Source organism: Ferdinandcohnia sp. SAFN-114 (assembly GCF_059415045.1).
On sequence record NZ_JBPFDQ010000063.1, the window covers coordinates 23,149 to 29,919 of the forward strand.

The 6,771-nt window shown below is 33.6% G+C and carries 4 protein-coding genes; all 4 read left to right on the forward strand.

Annotation, left to right across the window (positions count from 1 at the left end):
* The first annotated feature begins 358 nt into the window (after positions 1-358).
* On the forward strand, positions 359-1,807 hold the full coding sequence (locus ACR65M_RS18475; RefSeq protein ID WP_121445966.1) for a Sau3AI family type II restriction endonuclease: 1,449 nt from the start codon (positions 359-361) through the stop codon (positions 1,805-1,807).
* A 294-nt stretch (positions 1,808-2,101) separates the two neighbouring features.
* A complete protein-coding gene (gene dcm / locus ACR65M_RS18480) occupies positions 2,102-3,349 on the forward strand; it encodes a DNA (cytosine-5-)-methyltransferase (RefSeq protein WP_440274049.1) in 1,248 nt (415 codons plus the stop codon).
* A 174-nt stretch (positions 3,350-3,523) separates the two neighbouring features.
* Positions 3,524-5,080, forward strand: coding sequence for a MutH/Sau3AI family endonuclease (locus ACR65M_RS18485; RefSeq protein ID WP_440274050.1), 1,557 nt, complete (start codon positions 3,524-3,526; stop codon positions 5,078-5,080).
* Between the two features lie 24 nt (positions 5,081-5,104).
* Positions 5,105-6,697: a hypothetical protein gene (locus ACR65M_RS18490; RefSeq protein ID WP_440274051.1), complete on the forward strand. Its 1,593-nt coding sequence runs from the start codon at positions 5,105-5,107 to the stop codon at positions 6,695-6,697.
* Positions 6,698-6,771 lie beyond the last annotated feature (74 nt).

The following is a 6,771-nucleotide window of genomic DNA, read 5'->3' on the forward strand; positions in this document are numbered from 1 at the left end:
AACTATCCACAGTATGGAGAGTGTCTTTTATATTAACTTTTCAGTTTTTCGTAAGTGTTTGATACAATTAATATCAGACATTGCTAGCATCCTTTCTACCTCCACTCCAAAATTGCTCGACACAATTAATGTAGTGGGACTTGGGGTTACTGGCAAGTCTTTTTTTTATGCACTTATTAAATTTAGTGCCGGACTCTGCATTTTTTCGTTGCAAAGCTCTGCACTTTTATTTTGCAATAAACAGTTTAAAACACAAAAACCAGAATGATCTAAAAGAAAAATATAGCATTCGTATAAATAAAATTGACTTCTGTAAACTATATTAAATAGTATCATTTATACAATAGGGGATGAAAAAGTGACAAATGAACTATACAAAACGAAAGCTGAAGTCCATAATCGTGGGCTAGAAGCTATTGGAAAGACCCTAAGAGAAATTAATAATAACCAACCACTTACTGGGGCGCACAAATCCGGTGCTGGTGATGCGTGGGAGACTTGGTTTGGTAAAGTAAAGGATAGCGATAGCGAACCAGATATGCGAGAAGCTGGTGTTGAACTAAAAGCCACTCCAATCAAAGAGAATAAAAATGGTACACTAAGCGCTAAAGAGAGATTAGTTTTAAACATTATCAACTATAAAGAGGTAGTAAAAGAACCATTTGAAACAAGTCACTTCCTGCACAAAAACAGCACAATGGAGCTTGCTTTTTATAGGTGGAAACCTGATACAAAGAAGGATGACTTCGTTATTACAGATGTTGTTTTGTATGAAATGATGAAAAATCCTGTGGACTTCGCCATTATCAAACAGGATTGGCATATCATCGTTGATTATATTAAAAAAGGACGAGCGCATGAATTGTCTGAGCGTCTCACTACGTATCTTTCTCCGTGTACGAAAGGGAAGAAGGCTGAAGAATCTTACCGTGACCAACCTTGTTCCAAAACTCCTGCAAAGCAAAGGGCATATTCGTTAAAAGGCGGGTATATGACCTATTTATACAGGACTTATGTATTAGGTGAGGATGCATCTCCCGCTATTGTTACTAATCCATTAGAATTGGAAACTAAATCGTTATTGGATATTATCCTCGATAAAATAAGACCTTTTATCGGAAAAAAACGTGCTGATTTAGCAAGGGAATTTAATGTTAAAGATAATACGAAATCAACTAACCCAGAAATTTTAAAGCATATGATTGGTATTAAAGGTGGAAAAGAAGATGATTTCGGTCAAGAGATTACGAAGGCTGACATTAAACCTAAGACCGTGGTTGTTAATAAAGGGAAGAAGGATCTAAAAGAAGAATTTAAAATTCGAGAATACAAATTTGCAGAAGTTATCGAAGAAACATGGGAAAAATCGGAACTAAGAGAGTTTCTTCAAGATACTAAATTTTTAATTGTTGTTTTCGAAAAAGATGGAGACGATTACTGGCTTAAAGGTGCGAAATTTTGGGAAATGCCTGAGGAAGATATTGAAACTTCAGCTCGTATGGTTTGGGAAGATACAATTCATAAGATAAAAACGGGAGTTGAGATTACCTGGACTCCAACCAAAAGGACAACGAACTTTATCAAATCTTCTTTAAATAATAAGTTGTTCAGTAAATTGTCGGCAAGCCAAACAGCATATCATGAAAATAGCCCATACTCTGACAAATTACCTTCAAAAATCAACTGGATTAATAGTCCAGATGATAAAATAGATTTGTATTCTGATTACTACATGACTAGACAAGCATGGTGGTTAAACAAAATATATATTTATAATCAGATAGCTGATATGTTCGATTCTGAATAAATATATCAGATGGTATACAAATAAAAATGTAGAACAAATGTTTCTATTGATGTATACTTATAAGTAATAAAATGCCTTGCTAATAACAATAGCTATATTGATAAAATCAATTGTTTACCATATATTTTGAGACTGAAATTATTTAGGATTTGTGATAAGATTATTAAATCTATTTCTATTGGTATGTTGATATACTAGTAATTTTGATAGCAACTTAAGATTTTTCTTGATCCTATCAAACTTTTTCAATATACTATTACTTAAGTATATTCCATACCGAAAGGATGTACGTTTATGTTGAAAGTAATTGAGTTATTCGCAGGTGTTGGTGGATTTAGACTTGGCCTCGAAGCAACAAAAGGATTTGAGACGGTTTGGGGTAACCAATGGGAACCATCAAAAAAAGCCCAAGATGCCTTTGATTGCTATGCAAGAAATTTTGAGGGAAAAGGAATCCATTCAAATCAAGATATTACGACAGTTAATATCGCACAATTATTAGATCTAGACCCAGACATTATTGTTGGAGGTTTTCCTTGTCAGGACTATTCCGTTGCCCGAAGCCTTTCAGGAGAAAAGGGGATACAAGGAAAAAAAGGAGTTCTTTTTTGGGAGATTATGAGGTTAGCTACGAAGCTTAGACCGAAATACCTGTTGCTTGAAAACGTTGACCGCTTGTTAAAATCTCCATCCAAACAGCGGGGAAGAGACTTTTCTGTAATGCTAGAGAGCCTCAATGAGATTGGATACTCAGTAGAATGGCGTGTTATTAATGCTGCTGAATATGGGTTTGCTCAGAGACGGCGGCGGGTATTTATCTTTGCCATTCGAAATGATAGTCCATTTGTACATGCACGAAAAAAACATGCTAATAATGAGTTGGTGCGAAAAGAAGGCTTTTTTGCAAAGGCCTTTCCGGTCACTGACGATATATCAAAGCATAAGCCTAGTGAATTTGAGTTATCTACTGATTTACTATTTATTTCTAATCATTTTTCTGCAAAATATCTCAATGCCGGTATTATGAGGAACGGGGTTGTTTATACCGAGGAGTTAACTCCAATGGAAGAAACACCAATAACTCTTCAGGAAATTATTGAATCAAATGTTGATGAAAAATATTACTTATCTGAGGATGCAATTGAGAAGTTCCGCTATTTAAAAGGTCCTAAAAGGATTGAACGAACTTCGGCAAGTGGACATAAGTACATTTTTTCTGAAGGCGGCATGTCCTTCCCAGAGCCGTTGGACAAGCCAGGCAGGACAATGTTAACAAGTGAAGCTACTACCAACCGAAGTAGCCATGTTATAGAGGACCCTGAAACAAAAAGAATTAGAGTTCTTACACCAGTTGAGTGTGAAAGACTTAATGGATTCCCCGACAACTGGACTCTAGGAATGTCTGAACGGATGAGATATTTTTGTATGGGTAATGCACTCGTCGTTGGATTAATTGAGCGTATGGGTATGAGAATCCTCGAGATTGAAGAAGAAGTTTCGAAAGCTGTTCTAGAGGAACCACAGCAATTGAGTTTGTTTTAAATTAGTATAAAATATGTTTTGAGGTCCTTAACTGTCAAAGTTAAGGGCTTTTTTATTTTCAATGTCGATTACTTCGTATCAAAGCAATAGGTAAAATTTCCTAAATAAAAAATGGGGATAGTAGTAAAATTATGTTAAAATATTATAAGGAATTTTAAAAATTATGATTAATAGGTGATTAGTTTGACATTAGATGTAAGTAAACTTGAAACTTTGATATCAAATCAGTTCCAAGAATTTATCGGGCTATCGTTTGATGAGATTTCATATAGTATAAGTTTAAATCCTGAGTTAGTTACTAATAAAGCATCTATTGTTACAATCGTGAACAGGATGCTAGATTACAAAAATGTAAATAAAAAGCAATTGGCGGATGAAATCCTCCCTAAGCAATTATCTATAAAAACAGTTCGATTAAAGTCCAATGGTAATGCTAGAGAGTCGATGTCGTTTGAACAAGTGAGATTTATGGAAATTGTTGAAGAGTCTTGGCAATTTAGTAAGTTAAGAAAAAAATTTGCTGATACTATCTTTTTATTCTTTGTTTTTCAATATAAGGAGAGAGCAGATGGACAGATTTTAGTTTTTAAGGGTACGAAGATTTGGCAGATGCCGCAAGAAACGCTAGAGGTCGATGTCAAAAGACTTTGGGAAACTACAAGGGAAATTGTTATGAATGGTGTTAAATTTAAAGAGAAGATTGTGGGAAACAAAATATATAGGCAAAATAATTTACCTGGACTCGCTGATACTGCTGTCGCGCATATTCGTCCAAAAGCAAGCGATAGCAACGATAAAGTAGAATTACCAGATGGACAGATGATTACGAAGCAGGCATATTGGTTAAATGCTAGCTACATTGGAGAGATTTTACAAGATTTACCTGAGGTTAATCTGAAAAAGTCAAAGCAAGTAAAGAGTCACTTAAAGTTCTCTAGGGAAGTTAGTAAGAGATTAAAAGCCAAATTAGAAGAGCAAGTATATCCTGTAGAAGAGTTCATTATTAAAGTCAAACAGGTGAAATCAGACTTTACAGAGATGGATGTTACTCATGAGTTCGTTTCAAAAATCGGTTTTAAATTAAATAATCGATTTGTAATCTCAGAAGAAATAGAAAGTATCGATCAATATATCGATAAAATTGTTTTTAACAGTCATTATTTTCAAATACCCAAAAATCCTTTTTTTCAATCACCTTATGTTATGCGGAAAATTGAAAATTTCGAAAACGATTTTAGATTACTAAAAATTGAAGAGAACCTTTATATAACAAATGCTAGTCTTCGTAATGGCGGAGTTACTAAAGAGAACTTAATGAGTTATAAGGATTCAGTGGAGAGGTTTGTTGAAGATGGCAAGTTCTTCACTCTCCGTTATATAGAGGATAATGGTTTTTACCATGAATTAATGGACTATGGATTTGAAGAGATATTTTACCAGAGTATACTTATGCGCCCTGGACGTCTAAAGTATTTAAAAATTGCTAAACAAGTAGTGTTTATTAAATCTAAATTAGACGTAACTGTGAATGATCTAATGGCGTATTTATTACAAGATAATCAATCCATAACTGTAGAAAAACTTATTGAAAGATCGCAGTCGTTGTGTCAGTTGGATCTTGATTATGATCATGCAATAAAATTAATGAAAAATACAACTTATTTTTATTCTGAGGATCTCCTAAAATTGTACGAGGATCAGGAGATTTACTATAAAGAAATATATAAATAGGTAGACGAGGGAGGAGAATCCCCTATGTACAGCCTTTATGCTCTGTGCCTATACGGAATATCAATTAATCAGGTTAAAAAATTAGTGGAGACTGGTTTGACCATAGAGGACTTTAAACAACGAACAGATAAAACTATTACTATAGCAACTCATAAACCGTCTCTTTATCAAAACATTTTAGAAATTATTCCCTCTATTAAAGATGAAGAACAGAAAGATAATCTTTATCATCTTGCTCACGAGGGATTATCGGGTCAAATTATAAAAAACTTAATAGACCTTAATATAACGTACCAAGACTTAAATGAGCTTTCTTTAGAGAAGTACAATGAAATGGTTGGCGGTAACCGTACTAGCGTTTATAAAAAAATAATGTCTGCATTTGAAGCTGTCGAGACTAATAAAGTTAGAATCCCATTGCGAATAGTAAGGGAGTTAATTCTAGAAATTCTAGAAAATCTACACCTAGATGAATCAATTACTATTGAAAAAATGGAAGAAATCTTAAACGAAAAAACGATACAAACACTAGATAAGAAGATAATACAATCTATGCTTCATCAACTTTCTGAAGTAAATTATGTTAATTTGGACACAGATGGAGTCAAAAGATGTTATCCAAAATTACTTGACTATCTTAGTAAAGAATTTAAGGATAAGGAAATTTTTATCAAGCGTTTACAAGGTCAAACACTCTTCCAGTTAGCAAATGCATATCAATATTCAAGACAAGGAATACGTAATATTGAAACAAGAGTTATTAAAAGAATGCCTATTTTTGAAGAGGATTTACGTTATCGAACTGACTTTGAGAGGTATGATTTTTCTCAGGAATTGTTCTGTAGATTGTATGAAGAACCAGTTGAAGTATATAACTATCTAAATGCAAAGTATACTAAAGGTAACTTGACACTTTTATCCGATATTTTTAGTTCGAAATTTACCGATCAACAACGTAGATTTATTCTTCGTTATTATAATCAATTTATAAATAAACAAGGTGAGATTAAGGAAATATCGAAAATGAGCATCTTTGAAGAAGTTGTTTCAAGATATGCTTTAGATCCTGTTACGGATACAGAAATGGTAGTAAAGTTTAATGAGTATATCATTAAGAATAACCTCCCAAAATCGTATATATCAGAAGAATCCTCACTACGTGGAATAAGCGATCGTTGCCAGAACACGGTAAGAGGAAAGGGGAATACGTATCGTTACTATGATTTTGAAGCAATATCCAATGATATCATTCAGAGCTTAACAGAGCAGTTAGGCCTTAGTCCAGGTGTTTATAGTATGAAGAAAATTTTCAGAGAGAATCCAGAGTTAATGATGGAAATAGACATTCGTACTGAATATGAGTTACATAATTTGTACCGACGACTCGTTGATGTGGAAAATGTCAACTATACAAGAATGCCTGAATTTACGATAGGGAATATAGAAAAGAAAGAGTTTTTTATTGGGTTATTCCAGGAATACTCACCAATTCTTTTAAAAGACTTTGTTCGATATGTTGAAGAAGAATATGGTTTACGGCAAGATTCACTAACTAGTTACATCCTAGGGTACTTAATTGAATATATACACGAAGACTATATAAAAACGGACTATTGATACTATGTCAAGAAAATAGACACAGATTTTTCTACCGCGCTTTCGCTTGGTAGCCTTCATAAAAAAGTTTAAAT

Bases quoted from the DNA above. Each gene is read 5' to 3' on its own strand.
- dcm (WP_440274049.1), top strand. From the start codon at position 2,102: ATGTTGAAAGTAATTGAGTTATTCGCAGGTGTTGGTGGATTTAGACTT.
- ACR65M_RS18490 (WP_440274051.1), top strand. From the start codon at position 5,105: ATGTACAGCCTTTATGCTCTGTGCCTATACGGAATATCAATTAATCAG.